We start from the raw sequence: 21,435 nt of genomic DNA on the forward strand, positions 1-21,435 counted from the left end.
GTTGGTCGACAGCCTCCGGCGTGCTCCAGCTCGAGACGGGCGGGGAGATCGTCACGCCGACGGCCGACGAGGTCTACGACCTAGTGTTCGGGGGAGCTTCCGAATTCCGCGGCCGGGCATGCCGGATAGCGCCGGCGGACGACGGGCTGTCGTTCTCGCGCTATCCCGCCAGACTGGCCGTCACCCTGCGATACCGGACCGAAACTGCCGATCCCGCCCTCTACGCCCTTCTGTCTGCGAGCGCCGGGGGCCAGACGGTGGACCTTGGCCCGGTGGGCGAGCATTCCGCCGACCATGTGCTCATCGGCTCCCGCTGGTTCCCGTTCGCGCCGGGCGCACTGGAAGACGTCATAGCGGGGCTGAGCCGGGCCGGTGTGACCGCGGGCGGCGACCTGTCGCTGCGGCAGTATCTGGAGCTTCGCAAGCTCGCCGGGACGGAAGACTGGATCCTCGACGAAACCGGCGACGGACGGCCGCCGCCCGCGCCCGTGCAGCTCGAACAGCGGACCGAGGACGCCCTCGTCTCTTTCCGCGGCACGCTCTACCCATACCAGAGGGACGGCTGGCGCTGGCTGACCTACATCTGGCAGGAAGGACTGGGCGCCATCCTCGCCGACGAGATGGGACTGGGCAAGACGATCCAGGTCATCGCCCTCCTCGCCTCGCCGGAGCGGGATGCGGCCGCACCGTCCCTCATCGTGGCACCGACAACGCTGCTGGAGAACTGGCGGCGCGAGATCGACAAGTTCGCGCAGGGACTGAAAGTCGTCATTCACCAGGGAGCGGTGCGGTCCGGCGACTACCGGACGCTGCTGGACGCGGATGTCGTCGTCACCTCCTACGAGACCGTCGTGCGCGACACGAGCATGTTCGCGATGATCGACTGGCGCATCGTCGTTCTGGACGAGGCGCAGGCTATCAAGAACCCGGACACCAAGCGCACCCAGGCGATCAAGGCCCTGCGGCGCAGGACGGGGATCGCCGTGACCGGGACGCCGCTGGAGAACAATATCCGCGATCTCTGGTCGCTGACCGATTTCGCCATTCCCGGATACCTCGGCGATCTCGCGGACTTCGAGAGCAGCTTCATAAACGACGAGGCCGGCGCAGCCGATCTCGAGCCGCTCGTCTCGCCGGTCATGCTTCGCCGGATGGTGGCGGATGTCGCAACGGATCTTCCGCAGCGGATCACAATCGCGCAGGCGATCGCCCTCTCCGACGAGGAGGCGGCGGTCTATGAGCGCGTTCGGCAGGAGACCCTCGAGGAATATGGCGCCAGCGGTCATCTGGTGGCTCTCGGCAGGCTGCGGATGTTCTGCACCCACCCCATGCTGATCGAGCCTACGGATTGGTCGCTCGAGCAGGCGCTCGGCTTCACCAAGACCCGGCGCCTGGTCGAGATCATCGACGAGGTGTTTGCCCGCCGGCAGAAGATGCTGGTCTTCACGTCCTACAACCGGATGGCTTCATTGATCGAGCGCATCGCGAGGGAGCGGTACGGCGCCTTCGCTGCCTCCATCAACGGCGACACGCCGGTTCCGGACCGGCAGAAGACGGTGGACCGGTTCACGGAGGAAACCGGCCCGGGCCTGCTGGCGCTGAACCCGAGGGCCGCGGGGGCCGGACTGAACATCACGGCAGCCACCCACGTCATCCACTATAATCTTGAATGGAACCCGGCGATCGAGGACCAGGCGTCCGCCCGGGCCCACCGCCGCGGCCAGACGCGACCGGTGACGGTGCACAGACTGTATTTCGCCTCGACGGTCGAGGAGGTCGTCAATGAACGGCTCGAGCTGAAGCGCGGCCTGTCCGGCGCGGCCGTCGTCGGCGTCGCGGGAACGGCGGACGATCGCGCCGACGTCGCCAAGGCGCTCAGAATCTCCCCCGTTGGACCACGCTAGCGAGGAGGACGGCTATGATTCAGGCCATCTCGAAAGTGCTCAGCCCTAACGACGTCGGCGAGACCGGCGGGCACCAAGCGGGCATCCTGATCCCGAAGAAGCCGGAGATCCTCGGCTTCTTTCCGGCTCTGACGACGGATGTGAAAAACCCCCGGCACCTGCTGACCTTCCGTGATGATCATGGCGGGCGGTGGGATTTCCCGTTCATCTACTACAACGGCAAATTCTTCGACGGGACGCGCAACGAGTTCCGCCTGACCGGGATGACGGGCTACTTCCGGGAGGCGGGGCTGGTCGCGGGCGACGAGCTGATCCTTGAGAAGGGCGCAGCGGGCGGTCGCCGGATTGCCTTCAGGCGCGCACGCTCCGCCTCGGTCGAGGACGGGGTGCTGCGGCTTGGCGGCGGATGGAAAGTGGTGTCCGCTTAGGACAGGTTTGGAGGCAGTATGACGACGGAAAATATCGAGACCCTTCCCGATCCGGAGCGGATGATCGAGGGGCTGCGCGACACCGGCTACAAGTTCAACACGGCGATCGCCGACATAATCGACAACTCGATCGCCGCGAAGGCGACCTATGTCGATCTGCAGATCGTCATGGACATCCGCGACAACATCCGCGTGTCCATCGCCGACAACGGCGAAGGCATGGACCGGGCCGGCATTCTGAACGCCATGACCTATGGCTCGCAGCGCCGCTCCGACCCTTCGAGCCTCGGCAAGTTCGGGCTGGGCCTGAAGACCGCCTCCACCGCATTCTCCCGCGTTCTGTCCGTCGTCTCGCGCCCCTCCGGAAGCGCCCCTGCCCTGCAGGCGACCTGGGATCTCGGCCACGTCGCCAAACATGGCTGGCACGTCCAGCTAACAGACGAGGTCGACCCGGAGGCCTTGGATCACCTCAACCAGATCGCTCCGGCGCATTCAGGCACCGTGGTGCTGTGGACCCGGGTCGACCGGCTGATCAAGCCCTATGCCCAGCCCGGTGGCAACGCGGCCCAGAACGCGCTGAACAAGATCGTCAAATCCCTCCGGGACCATGTCGGCATGGTCTTCCAGCGCTTCCTCGATCCCGACGACACCCGGGCCGCGAATGTCGAGATCCGGATCAACGACGAGAAGGTACACGGCTGGGACCCGTTCTGCACCGGGGTCGCCGACAAGGTGGGAGACCAAACCGTCGATCTGGAGACACCCGAAGGGCGCAAGGCGCATTTCATCTTCCGAGCCTACATCCTGCCCCGCAAGGAGGAGTTCGAGACCGACCACGCCTTCAAGAAATCCCGCCTGGGGAACGAGGCGCAGGGCATGTACATCTACCGGGAGAACCGGCTGATCCAGGAGGCGACCTGGCTCGGAATGTACACCAAGGAGCCACACGGCTCCCTGCTTCGGGTGGAGTTCTCGTTCACGCACGAACTGGACGAGGTCTTCGACATCGACTTCAAGAAGTCGCAGATCTCGCTCAACGAGGATCTCTGGATCGCGCTGCGGGACCAGTTCCTCACGGCGCCGCGCCGGGAGGCGAACAAGCGCTACAGGCAGGGCCGCAAGGCCGAGACCGGCAAGAAGGCGCAGGGTGCCCACGACTCCTCCAACCGCACCATCGCGGCGAAGGAAGGCGCACTGGACAACACGACGATCAGCGAGCCGGATCCGAAGACGGGCGCGGCCGAGCTCACCAACGCGCAGGGCTCGTTCCGCATCAAGATCAACTTCGGGACGGCCCAGAGGCCCGGCGAGGTTCACGTCCAGACGGTCGACTCACTGGATGACGGAGCCCTGTTCGAGCCGACGATCATCGACGGTCACAAGGCCGTCCGCATCAACACCTCGCATCCCTACTACGGCAAGGTCTACATCCCGAACCTCGCCCAGGGCGTGACGGTCCAGGGCATGGATTCCCTGCTGTGGGGCCTATGCCTGGCGGAGCTGAGCACGGTCAGCGAAAGCACCGCCGATCACTTCGAGCAGATGCGCTACGAGGTGTCCCGCATCCTGCGCAAGCTGGTCGAGGATCTCCCCGACCCGGAGCTGGACGATGTGGCGGGCTAATCCGCAACGGATCGCTAGGGCGGTTTCCGGACGCTTCGGCATTCCCTTCTCCGGCGCCCCGAGGGCGCCGGTCAGCGGCTATCCCGGTGTCGAGCTGCGGCCGGTCGACGTCCACGGCAACGAGGGCTTCTCCATCGCCCTTGACCTGTCCTGGCGAAGCCTCGATCTCTCGTTCCGGCCCGGCCCGTTCGCCGGCCCGCTGATCGCCCAGATGGGTCTCGCCGGTCCGGGCCCGCGCCTGGCGTTCCGCAGGCTCGCCGAAGACGCCCGGAGCCGAGGTGCCGCCGTCGCTCTTGTCGTGAACGGAGAGACACAGGTGCCAAGCGACGAAGCCTGGCCGCCGGACTGGCGCCAGCTTGACCTTCGCCTGCGCCGGTCGCCGGCGGTCGTCAACACGGAGGACGATGCGGCGAACGACGCGGAGACGGTGGCGTGGGCCATCCGTTTCACCGGCCTGGTCCTCGCCTTGGTCCCTGTCGAGCGGCTGGACGAGACCGCCCCTCCAAATCCGGAGGGTCTGCCCGAGGGCGCGAGCATCCGCGTCGAGGTCAATCGCTACGAGCGCAGCCGTATCAACCGCGCGAACTGCCTCGCTCTGCACGGGACGCGCTGCAAGGCGTGCGACTTGGATCTGGGCGAACGGTACGGCGAGATCGGCGATGGTTTCATTCACGTCCATCACGTCGTCCCGGTCTCGAAGCTCGGCGCCGGCTATATCGTCGATCCGCTGACCGATTTGGTGCCGCTCTGTCCGAATTGTCATGCGATCGCGCACCGGACCGACCCGCCCGCCAGCGTCGGATCGCTGCAGACGATGATGGCGGGCGGCGGTCGCGGGGGCCGGGCCGTTCAAGCGCCGCCGAATTGAACCTCGCCGTCGTGCGGGAGGGGCCGTAGGGGCGAAACAGACGGCGACGTGAGTTCCGCCAAGCTGGGCGCCTCGGGCGTGTAATCGTTAGCGGGGATTCCAACCTGACGCGCCCCACTGTTTGTTCCCGCTCCGTTCGCGAAATGCGCATAAGGTGCGTTCCCTGAAGGGACTCGAACCGGGCGCGCCCAACAGATCTTCTTCGCGGGGAACACAGCCACCAATGTGCTCCTCGTTGGTCAGGAGTTAATGGACGCCCCCCGCGTGGATGGGCGCGGCGCGTGGTCAGCGAGCCCGACCGCTTGACGTCCGGTCAGATGCTTGGCGAAAGCTCAGTCGGGCAATCTGGATACCGCGTCAGCACCTTGGCGACGCTGGGTGCGAGTCGTCGCGCGATCACATCGATGCCTTTGGCGTTGGGGTGGAGTCGATCGGCGAGAGCGTAGGCCGGGTTCAGTGCGATACCGTCGAGCAGGAAGGGATAGAGCGCGATCCGGTGTCGGCGCGCCACTTCGGCGAACACACCATCAAACGCGATCGCATACAGACCAAACCACGGCGGCGCCCTCATCCCGCAGAGCATTGCGGGGATCGCGCGGGCAGACAGTCGCTCGAAAATCGCGTCGAGATTTTTTCTGAGCTGATCGGTTGCGAGCAACTGCATCATGTCGTTGGCGCCAAGAGCGACGATGCACAGACAGGTGTCATCGGGAACGTCGCGGTCTATGCGGCGCAGACCGTCGGAAGTGGTGTCGCCCGAGACACCGGCGTTGGACACAGCAGCGGGATGACCGAGACGTTTGAGCTCGGTCTGAAGCCGTACCGGCAAGGCCTCACCGGCGCGCAGCCCGTACCCTGCCGTCAGCGAGTCTCCCAGCATGGTGATACGCAATGGGGTCACGCGGCTTGGCTATAGAAATCCAGAGGCTGGTCTGCGAAGCCCAGATGGGGGTTCGCCAACACGGAAACCGAACGCTCGCCGTCGTACAAAGCGATCGTCTCGAACCCCGGCCAGCGCCTCGCAAGCTGTTTGGCTTCTTCGCGCGCGGTCGCGTCGTCGACCGCGTTCAACACTGCGATTTCGCACACCGGGACGCCGGGCGTGTTCACGATGACGTAGTACGAACTCACAGCGGCTCTCTCTACTTCGGCGCGTCGAAACGGCAGGAAGTCTGCTTTGTTCCTGGCCCGCGCGCTCAGGCCGCCAGTTCGGTAAGAACCGTCGCAAGAAACGCGTTATCGTGCGCAACCCCCGCCTCGGTCTCGAGAACCAAACGATTGTCCACCCATCTGTGCCCGTTTCTCGCCTGTAGCTTCCTCGCCGCCTCTTCGAGTCGCCCGTTTCCGACCGTAAGCGCTGTCGCCTTTGGTCCAGCGACGATCTTCGTGACCCCCGCTTCAACCGCCAACGCCGACACCCGCGTCTCTGCAAGCAATGCCGTGACTTCATCGGGCAACGGACCGAACCGGTCGGCGATCTCGTCTTCAAGCGCGTCAACATCCGCAGCCGAAGCCACCCGCGCCAATCTGGAGTAGAGATTGATGCGAATGGTGGGGTCTGGGATGTAGGCCTCAGGGAAACCGGCGGCCGGATCGATGCGGGGAGCCGGGACCGGATCGCTGACCGGCTCGCCGCGCGCCGCTCTAACCGCGCGCTCAAGCAGCGACTGATAGAGGGCAGAACCGATGAGCTTCATGTGCCCGGCCTGCTCGTCGCCGAGAAGATCCCCACTTCCTCTTAAATCGAGATCACGCGCGCTGATCGCAAACCCTGCGCCGAGACGATCAAAGGCTTCCAGCGTGCCGAGACGCGCACGGGTCGCCTCCGGGATTTCCTCCGTCGGCTCGGTCAGGAGGTAAGCGAAGCCTTGGGCCCGACTACGCCCAACACGACCGCGAAGCTGATGAAGCTGAGCGAGTCCAAACAGTTCTGGCTTGAAGATGATCATCGTGTTGGCGCGCGGTACGTCCAGACCCGTCTCGATTATGTTTGTCGCGAGCAACACATCACCATCGCCATCGGCGAAACTCACCATGGAATCGTCTACCTCAGCCGCTCCCATTTGCCCGTGCGCCCACACCACCCGAAGCTCAGGCGCCAGACGAGCGAGTTCGTCGGCCATCATCGATATGTCTTCGATGCGGGGGACCACGACGAAGCTTTGGCCGCCGCGCTGTTTTTCGCGCAGCAGCGCCGTGCGCACGGACCCCCCGTCGAAAGCGCTCAGGAAGGTGCGGACGGGCCGCCGCCGGGAAGGCGGCGTCGCGATAACGCTGACGTCCTGAATTCCGATCAGCGCGCTCTGTAGCGTGCGCGGTATCGGGGTCGCGGTCATCACCAGGCGGTGAGGCGCACGCTGCTGCAGCGCCTCCTTCATCCTGGCGCCGAACCGGTGCTCCTCATCGACGATGGTCAGCGAAAGGTTGTCGAACTCGAGCGTGTCGGACGCGAGAGCGTGGGTGCCGACGAGGATGCCGATCTCGCCGCTTTTCAGCCCAGCCTTGACAGATTTCACCTCCGCCGCAGACGCCAGCCGCGACAGATGACCTATCTGAACACCCGTCCCTTCAAACCGTCGACGAAAAGTCTCCAGATGCTGTCTTGCCAGCACTGTGGTCGGCGCCGCCAGCACCACCTGCTGGCCACCGAGCGCCACCGCCGCCGCCGCACGCAGCGCGACCTCGGTCTTGCCGAATCCGACATCGCCGCACACCAGTCGGTTCATCGGTCGTCCGCTCGCCAGATCGGAGAGCACAGCTTCGATCGCTGCCGCTTGATCGGGCGACTCCGGGAATGGGAAGCGAGCGCCAAACTCGGCGAAATCAGAACTTGGAGGGACGACAGGATCGCAAGTCGCTGCCGCCCGCTTCTTCGCAAGTTCGACGAGGTGAGCGGCTGTGGCGTCGATCTGCGCGCTGACTTCGACGCGCCGGCGCTGCCAGGCCTCGGTATTCAATCGATCAAGCGTTACCACCGACGGTTCCGAACCATACCGCCAAAGACGCCCAAACTCCTCGACCGGTGCGAGAACGGTCGAGCCTCCAGAGTATTCCAGTCTGATCACGTCGCGGCCATGACCCGCAACTTCGACCCTCTCGAGTCCTTGCAGAATGCCAAGACCATGTTCCTCGTGGATCACGACGTCGCCGATGCGAAGCTCAACTTCGCCGAGGACGCTGCGCGCGATTGTCGATGCCCGCGCCACCCTCGCCCCGAGAACGTCGCTCGCAGCGATGATGGTCAGATTGAGCTTCTCATCTTCGAATCCCCGGTCGAAATCCGCCACGAGAGACAGCAACGCGCCACTTGGCGCGGCCAACACGCCAGCCAGGTCGGTGACCGACAATGGTTCGTCGACGCCCAGTCGCTTAAGCATGCGGGCAACGGGTTTGAGCTCGTCCTCAATGCCCGCCAGCACCACGCGACGCTCTTTGGCGCGGTGCGCTTCAATCAGTCCCCGAAGGCTCGCCCCAGGTCTGCGGTCCGCAGCGATGCTCGCTATCGATCGGGAGCGATCCAGTTCCAACACGACCGCTCGCGCGAGGTCGCCCTTCGCTTGCTGGCTGGTGAGGTAAAGGCTCGCGGGGCCTGGCGGCGTATCGTCAGCTTCACCGAAAGTCTTGTGCGAAGTGTGGGCTTCGGCGACGCGACGCAAGAACCGGAAACACCGATCGGCGGCGGTCGGTTCGGCGATCAGTTGATCGGCCGCTATTCGCTCGAGCGCGGTCCGGAGAGGACCATGCAGGGCACCCAGACGATGCTCTGCGCCGACAGGCCTTTCCACGTCATCGTCAAGGTAAAGCTCGGACGCACCCGTCAGAACGACTGCATCGAGGCCTTCAAGCGTCCGCTGCGAAAGCGGGTCGAAGGTCTGGATCTCGCCCACCACGTCGTCGGCGATAGTAATCCGCACCGGGCAATCGGCTGCAGCGGGGAAGACATCGATGACCTCGCCGAGAAAGGCGATCTCTCCCGGTTCGTCGATCCGGTCGTCCTCTGCGTAACCAGTGCGGCGCGTGAACGCCGCGAGCGCCGCTCGGTCGAGCGGCCGACCGGTCGCGATCTCAAAGGTTGTTTCGATCGCGGTCGTGGGCGGTGTTCGTTGCATCAGGGATTCAGGCGAGAGCACTACGATCCGCCCTCTACCGTCGCGCTTCTTCGCGAGACGGGACAGAACAGCAAGCCGACGACCTTGCACGTCGCGCGACGGCGACGCGCGGTCGAAAGGAAGGCAGTCCCACGGCGGCAGCAGCAAGACTTCTACGGCTGAAGGATCAACGAGCGAGGTCAAGGCCCGCACGACCTCTTCCGCGCGTCTCTCGCCCGTCGTCAGAAATGCGGTAACGCGACGATCGTCGCCAAGGGACGCGAGCAGCCGGGCGGCCGACAAGGAAGCGGATGGCTTGGTCGTTCGCTCGCTGAGGCTCGCGCCGTCGGCGATTGGCCCCTCCGCCAGCGGCCTGTCCCCAATCGCTACCACTGATGTCCTGGCCACATTCCCTCTCCTGAGCGGACTCAGAACTCTGCCAGCCGTCAACGGCTCCGGCGTCGGGCTGGTAAATTCGCACTGGCGATCGGACGCATCGCGCACCAGTTGAACAACGCGAGCGACGCCGACAGCCTCTCCAAGGCCGGTACCGCTTCGGCGGCTTGCCCCCCCGCCCCTGAGCCCCGCCGCCAAGGCCCTCAGCGCTTCGTCGGGCGCAGCTGGATCCGACAGCGCCGGCAGCTAGACCCGGCGTTCAGCCAGCTTAGCTGAGTGGAGCTGCTCGCCCGGAGCCCACCTGCCTAAATGCCTGTGCCGGAGACGAGATAGCGTTCAACTGACAGCACCCCGCTGCGTGGGGCGGAACATTATCTGGTCGGCTGATCCGTCAGCGGAGTGCCCAAAGCGCGCGGGGACGTCGGTTTGTCGGACAGTCGCTCCAGCTCCCAGACCGCCCGCTCAAGACTGTCCAAATCGGGGCGTTCCCCACGATCCATCACAGCATGGACCTGTTCGAGTTCGATCAGTGTGGCGATCGCAGCGCGGTAGCGTGCCTGGGTCCTACGGATTTCCCGACGCTCGTTCGCTTCAACCATGGCCTCGACCGCTGTGCGCGCAGCGACCGAGCGGGCAACCACGGCGTCGGCATCTCGCGTCAGCGGGACGTTCAGGCGATCTGCGAAGGGCTGCAAGGTTCCGGCACCCGAGATCAGCCCCGCTTGCAACATCGCCCGATGCGCCTCGGTACGTTGGTCGACAAGAGCCTCAGCTAAAGCGTCATACTTGCGGGTCTCCAACGCCATCGCCTCACGCAGTGCGGCAATGGCGAGGCCAAGGTTTTGGCTGGCGCGACGGGTTTGCGCTCGACGCTGCTGGCTGCTGACCGCGCTGGCGACCGAACCTACGATATGTTCCAGCGGTCGGCCGAGGACCGCAGTTCGCACCAGCGGCACGTCTGTCAAAGACGTCGCATAGGTAGCCGTGCCGAGCAGCGCAGCGTTGATGGCCCGTTCGGCATCGGCCCCAGTTTGTTGCGCCAGCTCAGCCCGAAAGGCGATATAAGCTCGGTTTAGAGCCACCACCGCTTCGGCGCGCAAGGCGACGGCTTCTGCTAGCTCTCGCCTCTGGGCGCTATCGACGGATGGCGATGTCGTGACGACGCAGCGTGCCGCGCCGGCCTCACAGGCCCGCCATGTCGCTACGAAAGCGGCGACCGCGTCGCCCTCATCCAACCTGCCCGCGAAGTTGTCGACATCGATCGCCAAGGCTTGAGTCGACCGAACGCCGGCGTCAGCCACGACACGCGCGACGGGTACACGCGTTGCGCAACCTGCTGTTCCGAAAAGGATGACCACAGCGATCAGCAACACGGAATGAGCCAGGAGTCGTCTGCACTGAGAATTAGTCATTGCAGGACCGCAGACAGACGCCACGATCATCGTCGACGCGCTCGTAGCAGATTGCGCGAGACATGGACGCCGAGACGAGCACATGGCGCTCGCAAACTCCATCGAGCGCCTGAGCTCCGGACACACAGGCTGCGCGACATTGGGTCATGTCGGCACCAGCATCTGAGATGCGCGCTGCTCGCATCTCGAGGATCTCATGAACCTCGGCAATGCTGTCTACTCGGTTTGTGTCGGACTGCTCCTCACTTGGGATGTCGCGCAGTAGTGCACTCAACAAGGCCTCGGCGTCGGCCTGCAGCAAAGCCACAGCTGCTACGACCGATCCGGCTATCAGAACTATTGCTCGCATAACGTGAAGTTGCCACACGCCGCCATACGATGCAACTATTCGTTGCCATTCGCTGAAAATTGTGCGCACGCTGTGGTGGCGCTGGTTGTCGGCGCGCATCGACCATAGGTCGTACAGGGAGGACGCAAAATGAAACTGAGAAATGTTCTGATGGGTGTGGGAACAGCCTTGGCTCTGGCTCTGGCCGCTCAAACTGCGCAGGCACAAAGCTGCCCAAGCGGCGAAGGCGGCGGAGTGATGCAGGAGGAGGTACCAGGCGGGTCGGAGCCTTGCACGCCGACCGGCGGTTCGGCCTCCACCAGCTTCCAGACCGACAACGCCAACGGCGTGTCGTACACGGTTGACCTCACCATGGAGACCGGAGCCGAATTCCTAGAGATTGGCCAGTACGTTGAAGTCGAGCTGGACTTCAACGACGTAATGGCCGCTCTGCGCTCGGACAGTAAAGGTGCCATTGCCTTGGCTGCCGAGGTCGGCATCCGCCCGCCAGTCAAGGGCTCGGTGGTTCGTGCGAGCAACACGCTGACCGACGCCGAATACCGTGCGCTCGCGACCTACGTGACGGTGGCCGTCCAGAACAGCAACGGTCGCGCAACCGGTCGTTCGGACAGCGCTTTGGACCGTTTCGTTCGCAGAGTCGACGCCGCTGCTCAGGCCTTTGGCCGGGCGATGGACTCGATCGGTCGAAACATTCCCAATCTGGACACACACCTGCGCGTGAGGATTAACTACCCAAGCGGCCAGTCTATGGTCGAGGTCGACGCGGGTGCCAACGTCAGCCGCAATCCGTAGTAGCTTTGTCGGAACAGGCCGGGATTGCATTGTGCAATCCCGGCCTGCTGTCGGGGAACAGATCATGGCCATCCTCACTTATCGTGCCCTGTCATTCCTGTGCTTCGCAGGGGTCGTGGCGTTCTGCTTATGGCTTTTTCTCACGCCTACCGGCTATTCCAGCTTGATCGTAATAGTGGCGGTGATCGCATCTTTAACGCTTTGCCTGCTCTACTGGGGGTCATCAGGGGAAGGCCCCCTGTGGACGGCCGCCGAGGTGCCCGCCCAAGTGCCGCGGGTGCTCATCGTTGTCTTGGCTTGTCTAGGATTTCAGCTGGGCGCAGGGGCGGGGGTGTTGTCCCTAGAGTTGCCAATCAATCTTCTGACATTGACGGCCTTGACCTTGACTACATGGGTGGGAATTCCTGCTGTGGCCTTGATTACAGGTTTCGTGCGGTGGCCCCACCGCACCCGAACGCCTTCAAGAAGAGACTTGCTGATCGTCAGCTCAGTCGCCCTGTTGATCGGAGCGGCGGTATTCTTTTTGAGGATGGTCCCCCTGCAAGACACTGTGCCCCAGCGGTTACCAGGCGGTCTGCTGGCCGACACCACTGTCACCTTCGTTGCAGCGGCCGCTGAGGAGGTCGTGTTCAGAGTGCTGCTGCTGACAGCCTTGCTCAGTGCGACCGGGTCCCGATTGCAAGCACTCGTCCTGTCATCGACTTTCTTCGCCATCGTCCACGTGCCACTCGATTTAGCCGGCCCCCTCTTGGCGCTAGAGTGGCAAGTCATGGCTGACGGGATCGTGGCGCTTGCTCCCAGCCTGCTCATGAAACTCGGCGTTGGGTTTCTCTTAGGCGCCGTATGGCTTCGCACAGGGTCCCTGATACTGATCAGCCTTCTCCACTTTATGGGTAATTTCGGGCCCGTGCTCGCAGCAGGTTATCTCATACTGGGAGCGTGACCTCGCCCTGACCTTCGCAAGGGATTGGTGCTTCAGCTTGTCACTGCCGCTTCTCACCAGCCTGCCAATGGCTGCCGTTGCAAATGGCACACCTCATCTTTCACCTCCCGCCGGTCGAGTTCCCGGACTTCACGTCCTAGGGCGCGCCTGCTTAGAGCGGCAATCCAGATGTGGAGATCCCCAGGTGTCCGGGAAACGCCGAAGCGGTCTCTGCCTGGAGGCCGCAACGCAGACCTTCCGACCCGCTCGTATGGGTCAGTAGCAGACGCCGGTGGAATGCCGGCGGCTGCCCGTCCGCTGCTGACTCCTAGCTGACCTTCGGAGAGTCCGCTCTCAGGACCGGGCTGGAACCTGAACCCAGTGCGTCGGCAGCGGACTCTCGTGAGAGCTTGGTTGTATCCCCTGTCGCACCGTCATTGGGGGCTGCAGGCCCCAATGAAGCAGCGTGCGCCGCGAACTGGCCGTCCGCCTTCAGCGCACCCAGATCACCCGATGTCCGGTCAATGTCTTACAGCCCCACGTTCCAGAACGAAGGTCCCGCCCATTTTGTCGAATACCGCCAGCGCGGAGTTCCTTGCGCGGGCTGACTCAAACTGATCGTTGGACGGATTGCCCTCGTTGCATATTGGCGTCGCGCGTTCCGTCTGACATGCCCGCGGGGGATCTTCAGGGAGGCCACGGATGGATTTTGGAGATATCGCGACTTTAAGTGTCGCCGGCATTATTCTAACGGCCTTTTCTGCGAAAGTCCTGAGGGAGCGCCGCCGCCGCAGAATGCTCGTGAGCCTCCTCCACTCCGAGACGCTGGGGCTGTGTCGCGAGGCGGCAGAACTGGCGGAAGCGATCTGCGGCCGGCGGGCTGACGGAGGGCTCATCGATCAGGCATTTCTTCTACGTTATGCGCTGACTGAGCCGCAGACCTATCCGGGTTTGATCCCATCACTTTGGCGTCTGCCAGCCGATCTGGCGTGGCGCGCCGTGGAGTTTCATGGACATTTATGTCTGGCCCGAACTCGCCTGGCAGATTGGCGCCTCGGCGATCGCGACCGGGCCAGCACCTATCTTCTGCTGACAGCCTTGGCTCGTTCGGCCGGCGGGGGCGATGGTCTGCTTCTGGCCAGCGCCCGCTGTCTGGGTTGGCGGAAAGACTGGGAGCCTCAATTGCCCCTCGCCAATGCTTTCATCGATGAGATGGAGCGCGAGGAAAACGATCTGCTGGATAACGGCTATTGGAGCCTGCCCGGCTAGGCGTGCGGAATCCGCGACGGTTCGAGATCGAAAATTACGGTTGCGGTGGGCAGTCCGGGTTTGCCAGGCCGCCTCTCGACCGACGGCGAAATTGGCGAGAGCCGCGTTGCGGTTCTGTCGGCCCGGTCGGATCAGGAGCCCAGAGCGGACGCACCGCAAGCCCCGTCAGGTCCCGTGGTTTGCCCTTCCGTCAAGGCTTTGCTCTCATGCGGCGGGCATGAAGCGAAGGGGGCAACTGATGGCGCCGAGGAGTATCATCCGCTGGGCTGCGGGACTGGCAATAGCTGGACTTGCGGCCCCGGTCCTCGCCCAGGCGGGCATGCCCTCGTTCGCCTCAGACGCGTCGCTCAGGACCTTTTTGCGGACCGAGCCGCCGTCGGTCCAGGTCCCGCCACCCCCGCCGCCGCTTCCGCCGCTGCCAATCTCCCACCACGACCGTCCTGTCCCGGGCCTTCCGCGCAATGCGCCGCCGCCCGGCCCGATCCAGCATGACCCGCCCGGCTACCGGCCGGTGGATTTGAGCGCACCGGTTCCGGGGATCGACGGCGGCGATTTGGTCCAGGCCGTTGGCGACAACCTCGTCATCCTGCGACGCGGGCGGTTGTTCAGTATCGCTACCGTCGGGGATCGGCTCGAGACGGTGGGCTGGATCGAAGCCTTCGCGCCCGGCGCTGCCGCCCTTCGCGACTGGGCCGAGCAGATGTTCGTCGTCGGCGATACCGTTGCCGTCGTCGCGTTCAGCGCCGCGCGCGGCGGCACGGAGATCAGCCGTTTCAGAGTATCGCCGACGGGCGAGTTGAGCTGGATCGACACGCATCAGCTGGACCGGGGCGGCCCGTCCGGCGTCGCCGCCCAGGTCGTGGATGGTCAGCTGGTTCTTGTCAGCCTCGAGGACGTCAACAGTGAGAGCGGCGGGGATCCGCTTGACCTCCTGCCCGCCGCCGCGCGCTGGTCGCCGGACGGCTGGAGCGGCGCGACGCGACTTGTCGACGCCGGCGAGGTCTTCGTAGCCGCGCCGCTGCGAAGCGTCGGCGGCGGTCGTCTGGACTTCGTCTCGGTAACGCGCTGCGATCTTGCCGCGGCCGACCTCGAATGCCACGCCACCTCGACGTTAGCGCCGGGGCTTCGCGAATATCATGTCGCTACGGACGCGGTCTATGTCTGGACGCAGCGGCCACCCGGCGCGGACCGGACCGACCCCGCCTGGCTGTACCGCATCCCCCACCGGGGCCGTCGTCCCGGAGCCGTTCAGGTTTTCGGCGATCCGGTCAGCCCTTCCGCATTCGGTCTCGGGCCAGCAGGGACGGAGATCAACGTGCTGGTCAAACGGGCCCGGAAAGATGATGCAGGGGAGGCCCCCCAGTTCGCCCTGGGCCGGCCGGCCCTGCTGCGCCTGCCGCTCACCCGCTTCGGCGATGGCGGCCGAACCGCGTCGGAGCAGGACTATATCGCCCTGCCGGGCCCGGCCGATGCGAGGCTCCACGACGTCGCCCTCGTGCACGGCGCCGCACTGTTCGCGCACAAGCCGTGGAACAGCTCGGACCAGCGAGATGAACTTGTCGCGGTCCCGGCGGGTGCGACCACGCCGGTCGTGCTCGACACCGCCAGCGATTTCTACCGCATCACGCCCATGGGCCATGACGCCGTCGCCTCGGGGGCCGGTGCGGGCCTGCCTTTTAACGTCGTGGACCTCGATAGGGCCGGGGGTCCGATCCTCGGTCCCCGCTACGAACAACCCGACACGCGGGAGTACGAGTCTCGCGCACACCCGTTTCGGTATCGCCCCGACCCGGATTCTCTGGACCTAGAGCGCGGACTCCTGGCTCTCCCGGTAGGAGACTCGCTGACCCGGATGGATGTCCTGTTCTTGCGTCGCGACGGTGATCGACTGGCGGAGGCCGGCCGTCTGACGGCTACGGCGATGCCCCGTCGGGACGACAACTGCCGCGCATCCTGCTCAGCCTGGAACCGAGACGTCCGGCCCATCTTCGCGGGTCGCCGGATCTTCGCCTTGTTGGGTTACGAACTGGTAGAGGGTGAGCTGACGCCTGAGGGGGCGGTGCGCGAAGTTCGGCGTCTGGATTTCACTCCACCGACCGAGGCGGCGCTCGAGGAGGGAGCGGGCCCTTAGTCGCCGCTCGATAGCGACTTCGCGCATCGGCAGCGAGTGATTGTCTGCGCGCTTGCCAGCTCCTGCTCGGTCACAGGAAGCTGGAGAGCACCGTCAGGTATCTCGGCATCGAGGTGGATGACGCCTTGGAGCTGTCAGGACCGATTGATCTGTGACGAATGACCGGGCCGGCAAGTTGGCTCGGTCATCGTCCTCCAAGGGTAGACAGCGGACATTGCGTGGGTCTCTGCACTCTCTGCCGCGAGGAGGATCGGCCTGCCGCGGATATTAATCGAGACCCCTCGACCATTCGCATCGCTTGGACTGGGCGACTGGTATGATCCGGAGCCTGAACCGGGCAAACTCAGACCCAAAACCATACTCCGAAATTGCTTCAGACATCAGCGCGCTGAGCTGGTCACACGATGACCGGTTCAAAACTGCTGAGGACGGATTGAAGCGCTGCCACTGTCGGCCTTCGGCCAAGGCTTGCTCAAGGCCGTTGACCGCTCCTCCACGCTCGTGTGCGCGATCGCAGACGATTTGCCGGTTAAAAGAGCCGTAGTCCATTCCGAACCGGCGTTGGAGAGTGTGCTCCAGCTGCTCAGCGCGCCCGACGGTACGCCTATCCCACGTAAGGTGTTGACTGGTGTTTCCATAGGTACGCCCAGCGCAGTCATATCTTATTTCGTGCGCCGTAAAGCCTGACGGGTCGTTTGGATCGACAAGTATGGCGATGACGTCACGATAGTAAGGACGCTCCGCGACAAACCCGAGCATCCTGTCCTCGCCCTCTTCGAGAAGCACTTTGTAATAGGTGTCGGCTTGCGCCTGCGCTGAAGCTCTTGACGGAAACCATGCGAGTACAACGAGCGCTGACAACGTTAGGGCAAGGCGCACTGTAACCTCCGATGTGTGTGGGCAGGGGTTCGGAGTAGAGAGTCGCGGTTTCCGCAACAAGAGAAAACCTGGCCGGAATCGCCTGTCGAAATCTGACGAAGCGGCAAAGGAGGTCATGCCAGTTTCGCGCAGCTTGGTTGTTTGATCGCAGACAAGGTCAATGGGTCGAGTTCGGACATCCGATCTGGCGCAGCGAGTGACCGCTGCTGGCGCTGTGCTGACCTCGAGAAGGTCGTCGATCTGAGCGTCCGCTATGGGTCGGGAGCGGTCATCGTGCTGCCGACCGAAAGGAGACATTGGCCACTCGGCGGCGATCCATCTCCTCCTCGGCGAGGAGCACCACCGAGCGCGGCGGACGCGCCCTGAACTGGTGGGCCTGCGCCTCGGAGGCCTTCTTCCCCTTCGCCGACGGCCTGATCGAAGCCGTCGCCGCCGGCGCGACCGCCATCATCCAGCCCGGCGGCTCGATCCGCGACGACGAGGTCATCGCCGCCGCCGACAGGCAAGGCGTCGCCATGGCCCTCACGGCGGGCGGGTGTTCCGGCACTGATCGAATGGCCAAGCCTTGAGAAGCGTGACCGTCGCTCCAAAATGGAGGCGATGAAGGAATCGCTGTTTAAGAGGGGCGGGGATCGTTTGCGGGCGCGCAGGGGCGGCGTTGGGCGCTGGCTATGCTACGTCGTCGGCGTCCCGGCCATACCGCTGCTGGTCTGGCTGGTCTGGAGCGAGCCGCGTCCAGCCTGGCTTCTCGTGATGGCGGGGGCGTTCCTGCTCCTTGAGTTGAGCGATCCCCTGTGGCCGCGGCCGACCGCCCGCGATGAGGAGGATTTGCGCCGAAAAGACAGGGCCGCCCTTCGCGCCAGCATTCGTCGCTTCCAGGACGGTTCGGTCGACTGGTCGACGATGGACTACTTCACAGTCAGCCGCGTGGCCAACTTGGAGCCTCCCCGCACGCTCGAGGCGCTGCTTGGCGGCCCCTTGAAGCGGATTTTCGACATTTGCGAGGATGAGACCGGCATTCGTGTCGCCGCGCGCGCCATGGAGTTCGCGCCCGGGCCGGTCGCGCGGCTCAAGGATCGACACGCCCGGTCGGAAAGTCAGGCGCGGGAAGTGGACGCCGCCGTCATGGCCGAGCTTGAGCGACGATTCGGCAAGCGCGGGTCCGACGGGCGCTATCTGGTCGACTGCTACCTCGGCAAGCGCACCCACAACGGCTGACCGGGCGATCTGGGCCAGCCCGCCCGGATAGCGGGCATTCGACCGACCACTCGGAAACGGACATCCCGACATCGGCTCGGGGTCGGACGCGGACCTCTAGGAGTCGAGGATCGAAGGTCCGCTTGCCGGCGGCGACTGAATGTCCGGTCTTGGCGCAAAGTTGCCCTTCCCTACCCCGCCTGTTCCTGCCTCGTTCGCGAAACGCGCATAAGCGCAAATCGTGGAAACACATACGGCATTCTCGGAAACCCGCTTACGTCCTGTCCCAGTGCATCTGTCTGGATTTACACTGAGGGGCTCGAACGTCGCTAAGGCGGCGCGGCTGGACTGATGGAATCACGCTCGCTTCATGAAGCGTCGCCCGTTTTCCCAAAGAACGTTGTTCTGCTCTTCCACTGTATATTCTGCCGCGATCATGCCGCGGCGGAGATCACGCATGTAATTGTCGTCGTCGGCTTCGATCCCCAGCATGATCCAGTCGCTTCCAAAAAGGATATGCCGCAAGCCGGGGTCAGTATCCCTGAAATGGCGTTTGAGCGCGACGAAGAACGCTCTCGCCAGCTCCGGCCTTCCGATGAGTTCGGGCATATAGCCGAGGTCGCCGTAGACGCGGCTTTCCACGCCATTCTGCGTCGCAAAGAGTCGCGGGGGAGCGTCGAGAGACCAGACGATGTTGTCGAGCCGAGGATCATAGGGGCCGACGTCGACTTCGGGCGTGATGCGGTTGATGAAGGGCTGAGCGGAGTTGATCAGGTGTCCCAAGCTAAATCGCAGCGTGGGAAACCGCTCGCGCGCGCGCTCCCAATGAATCGGGTTGGCGCGGTCGCCGAAACCTAGTGCCGCTTCGTTACCCGGCCCCGCGTGCGCCATGATCGGCACGTCGTTGATAACGCACCAACTATAGAAGATCTGCAGAGCCTCATCGAGAGCTTTCCCAAGCCCACCCGGGCTTCCGCCGGCAGCGCGCCATTGGGCTAGGACGACCTCCCGCCCTTGTCGCGGCCTGGCGAAGTCGTCATCCGCCAGTTCGCGGTTGCCCCACGGCCTGAATCCCATCGGCGGATAAAGTTTGAAGCCGGCGACCTCGTTTCCGTAGCGCGATGCGAGCGCATCGAACGTTGTCGGGGTGCCCGATGCAAGTTCAAGAGCGTGTTTTAGCGGGCAATAACCAGCAAAGGTCAGCAGCTCTACGCGTCCGCGATGCTTATGACTGATAGTCCGAAGCAGTTCCAGTTGACTGAGATGCGACGACGAGGGCAGCGGTCCATCGTCGAGCCACCGATCGTAATCAACCAGATTGTTGACGATCATGCGGGGGCGGGCTTCCGGAATCGTGTAGTCCCGGAGATAGCGCCGAAGGTGCCGTTCTCGCGAAAGGCACATCAGATAGGCCCACCCGACCATCCGAATGGCCTTGCGGGCCCCGGCGACCATCGCGGGGAGATTGGGAAGGGTCGAGGCGAGGAGTTCGCGGGTCTGATGGTTGTCACCGAGCCGTTTCAGCACGAGCAGATCGCCGAGGTCAGGCGTGTCTTCGTCCTCGGTGGCGGCTTTTTCAGCGACGCGAGCGTAGCTGTCGGCAATCAGGTCATCCAGCGACCGTTGTTGGGGCAAGCTCTTCGACGCGTAAGGGTCGCTGAAAAGGCTTGGATCCACGATCCGTCGGCTGTCTTCGACGATAAGAGCGGAGAGAGCACGATAGCTTTGCTCTAGCTCGGGGTCGAAATCGACGAGGCCCAGTCCATCGCTTCCCGCACGAATGCGTCTCGCGACCGCCAGCCCGAATTCATGAGCGGAAGGCTCGAGACCCCAGAACGGAGGATTGGTCTCGCGCGCAACGGTGACGGCGAGAGGCTTCACAACGTTTGCGAACAGGTCAGCCATCGCCGCGGCCCAGTCGGGCGTGCCTGGCGCCATGCTGGGGATGACCACGTAGCGGATAAAGTTGCCGACAGGCAGATCGGATGCGTTGAAGAGGTGGACGTGGCAGTCAGCCATCCGCCCCGCCGGCTGAGCCATCGCACGAGGCGAACTCGCAAGGAGCGTCGCAAGCCCCACCGCCACGCCGGAAAGCACGTCGCGACGATCGGGCTGATCAGAATTCACATCGCTCATGCTCGCGTATCTCCAACACAGGTTCCGTGGTTGAAAGGGACTGGCCGAGAGACTCCAGAAATGAGCGCGTCGACCGCCGCCGGCCGAAACGGAGCTGGAATGATCAGCTCCACACCATCTCGCCCAGCAGCAGCCTCAACCCAGTCGAGCGCGGTTTCGACATCGTCGATCAGACGCCGCATTGGCCGAAGCGGCTTATCCAAACTGATGAAGAAGTCATCCCAATGCGTGAGCACGACCGTGCTCGCTTGAGGGCGGAGAACCGTTTCGCGCCAGTAGGTCTCAAAAAATTCCAGGGATTGGCGACCGATGCCACCGAGACTGAGAAACACGACATCCGCATGTCGTTCCAGCAATGCCTCGCAGACGAAGTTGGCGCTCGGCACTACCAGCATTTTTGCCAGAGAATGCTCGATCAAGAACGAAAAATTCGGGCCACCGCGATAGTTCGGACCCCAAATCGGCGGGCGTAAGGGTGCTTCGAGATCGCCTCTGAAGAAGGGATGGGGAGAGTGCGGTGTCTCGAAAGCGGTGATGTGAAATCGCACCGGCCTCCCGACTTCCAGCACAGTCCTGTGCTTCACCAATCTGAATCTTTCCTTCGGAAAATCTGCGCCTTCCGCCAGCCAACGCACACTTTCCGACCCCGCCAACTCCGCCTCCTGCGAGGCGGCGATGGTCGCGCTGTCCATCGCATGGTCATGATGCGAATGAGCGGCGAGCACCAATGTCACCGGACCAATCCGTCCCCGCCTCATCGCTTTCGAGATTTCGACCCCGTCGGGCGAGAGACGTGTCGCGAGAAATCGCGTGAGACTCGGACGGGAGAAGAAGCCGTCGATCAGAACCGAGGTCGTTTCATCTCTGAATAGAAGCGTGGAGGTCCCCATAAATCGCACCGACAAACCGGGTGGATCATCGTCCTCTTCAGAAAACTCCGACCAGTTTCGGGCCGCAAAGGGCGGTGGGGTTCGCCGTGACCCCATCGCTCGATCCGGCCCGCTGCTCGCGCCCACCGCGATAAGCCCGCCAAACGCACGT

16 protein-coding genes and 2 pseudogenes are annotated in these 21,435 nt (G+C 64.0%); 11 read left to right on the forward strand and 7 right to left on the reverse strand.

All coding sequences use genetic code 11. The annotated features are described in order from the left end of the window. Positions 1–20 precede the first annotated feature (20 nt). The 4 genes from HNQ67_RS07810 (at position 21) to HNQ67_RS07825 (ending at position 4,823) form a co-directional block, all read left to right on the forward strand. On the forward strand, positions 21–1,904 hold the full coding sequence (locus tag HNQ67_RS07810) for an SNF2-related protein (RefSeq protein WP_183254129.1): 1,884 nt from the start codon (positions 21–23) through the stop codon (positions 1,902–1,904). A 14-nt stretch (positions 1,905–1,918) separates the two neighbouring features. Next, positions 1,919–2,332, forward strand: a complete 414-nt coding sequence (locus tag HNQ67_RS07815) for an EcoRII N-terminal effector-binding domain-containing protein (RefSeq protein ID WP_183254131.1) — start codon at positions 1,919–1,921, stop codon at positions 2,330–2,332. A gap of 18 nt (positions 2,333–2,350) precedes the next feature. Continuing rightward, the gene (locus HNQ67_RS07820) at positions 2,351–3,955 is read left to right on the forward strand and encodes an ATP-binding protein (RefSeq protein WP_183254133.1); all 1,605 of its coding nucleotides are present in this window, start codon (positions 2,351–2,353) and stop codon (positions 3,953–3,955) included. A gap of 211 nt (positions 3,956–4,166) precedes the next feature. Beyond that, positions 4,167–4,823, forward strand: a complete 657-nt coding sequence (locus HNQ67_RS07825) for an HNH endonuclease (protein ID WP_183254135.1) — start codon at positions 4,167–4,169, stop codon at positions 4,821–4,823. A gap of 313 nt (positions 4,824–5,136) precedes the next feature. Here the strand turns inward: HNQ67_RS07825 and HNQ67_RS07830 are convergent, their stop codons facing one another. The 5 genes from HNQ67_RS07830 to HNQ67_RS07850 form a co-directional block, all read right to left on the reverse strand. Continuing rightward, positions 5,137–5,703, reverse strand: a complete 567-nt coding sequence (locus HNQ67_RS07830) for an arylesterase (protein WP_183254138.1) — start codon at positions 5,701–5,703, stop codon at positions 5,137–5,139. Between the two features lie 17 nt (positions 5,704–5,720). Then, positions 5,721–5,954, reverse strand: coding sequence for a hypothetical protein (locus HNQ67_RS07835; RefSeq protein WP_183254140.1), 234 nt, complete (start codon positions 5,952–5,954; stop codon positions 5,721–5,723). 65 nt (positions 5,955–6,019) lie between these two features. Further along, on the reverse strand, positions 6,020–9,319 hold the full coding sequence (locus HNQ67_RS07840) for a DEAD/DEAH box helicase (protein WP_183254142.1): 3,300 nt from the start codon (positions 9,317–9,319) through the stop codon (positions 6,020–6,022). 359 nt (positions 9,320–9,678) lie between these two features. Continuing rightward, the gene (locus tag HNQ67_RS07845; RefSeq protein ID WP_183254146.1) at positions 9,679–10,575 is read right to left on the reverse strand and encodes a hypothetical protein; all 897 of its coding nucleotides are present in this window, start codon (positions 10,573–10,575) and stop codon (positions 9,679–9,681) included. 136 nt (positions 10,576–10,711) lie between these two features. Continuing rightward, positions 10,712–11,167 (reverse strand): hypothetical protein, encoded by a 456-nt coding sequence (locus HNQ67_RS07850; RefSeq protein ID WP_183254149.1) that lies wholly within the window; start codon positions 11,165–11,167, stop codon positions 10,712–10,714. Between the two features lie 30 nt (positions 11,168–11,197). Between HNQ67_RS07850 and HNQ67_RS07855 the strand changes: the two genes are divergently transcribed. The 7 genes and pseudogenes from HNQ67_RS07855 (at position 11,198) to HNQ67_RS07880 (ending at position 18,279) form a co-directional block, all read left to right on the forward strand. Then, entirely contained in the window at positions 11,198–11,860 is a 663-nt protein-coding gene (locus HNQ67_RS07855; RefSeq protein WP_183254151.1) for a hypothetical protein, read from the forward strand. A 64-nt stretch (positions 11,861–11,924) separates the two neighbouring features. Beyond that, a complete protein-coding gene (locus HNQ67_RS07860; RefSeq protein ID WP_183254153.1) occupies positions 11,925–12,803 on the forward strand; it encodes a CPBP family glutamic-type intramembrane protease in 879 nt (292 codons plus the stop codon). Positions 12,804–13,484: 681 nt separating this feature from the next. Continuing rightward, complete coding sequence (locus HNQ67_RS07865; protein ID WP_183254155.1) at positions 13,485–14,051, forward strand: hypothetical protein; 567 nt, start codon at positions 13,485–13,487, stop codon at positions 14,049–14,051. 319 nt (positions 14,052–14,370) lie between these two features. After that, entirely contained in the window at positions 14,371–16,182 is a 1,812-nt protein-coding gene (locus tag HNQ67_RS07870; RefSeq protein WP_183254158.1) for a hypothetical protein, read from the forward strand. A gap of 44 nt (positions 16,183–16,226) precedes the next feature. After that, positions 16,227–16,337, forward strand: a pseudogene (locus HNQ67_RS13525) (integrase); the annotation flags it as partial. 1,092 nt (positions 16,338–17,429) lie between these two features. Further along, positions 17,430–17,611, forward strand: a pseudogene (gene purH / locus HNQ67_RS07875) (bifunctional phosphoribosylaminoimidazolecarboxamide formyltransferase/IMP cyclohydrolase); the annotation flags it as partial. Positions 17,612–17,661: 50 nt separating this feature from the next. Beyond that, entirely contained in the window at positions 17,662–18,279 is a 618-nt protein-coding gene (locus HNQ67_RS07880) for a hypothetical protein (protein ID WP_183254160.1), read from the forward strand. Positions 18,280–18,615: 336 nt separating this feature from the next. Here the strand turns inward: HNQ67_RS07880 and HNQ67_RS07885 are convergent, their stop codons facing one another. Next, complete coding sequence (locus HNQ67_RS07885; RefSeq protein WP_183254162.1) at positions 18,616–20,394, reverse strand: amidohydrolase family protein; 1,779 nt, start codon at positions 20,392–20,394, stop codon at positions 18,616–18,618. Next, positions 20,391–21,128, reverse strand: coding sequence for an MBL fold metallo-hydrolase (locus HNQ67_RS07890; RefSeq protein WP_183254163.1), 738 nt, complete (start codon positions 21,126–21,128; stop codon positions 20,391–20,393). The genes HNQ67_RS07885 and HNQ67_RS07890 overlap by 4 nt, the downstream gene beginning before the upstream one ends. Positions 21,129–21,435 lie beyond the last annotated feature (307 nt).

Origin of the sequence: Brevundimonas basaltis (assembly GCF_014202075.1) — a bacterium.
GTDB lineage: Bacteria > Pseudomonadota > Alphaproteobacteria > Caulobacterales > Caulobacteraceae > Brevundimonas > Brevundimonas basaltis.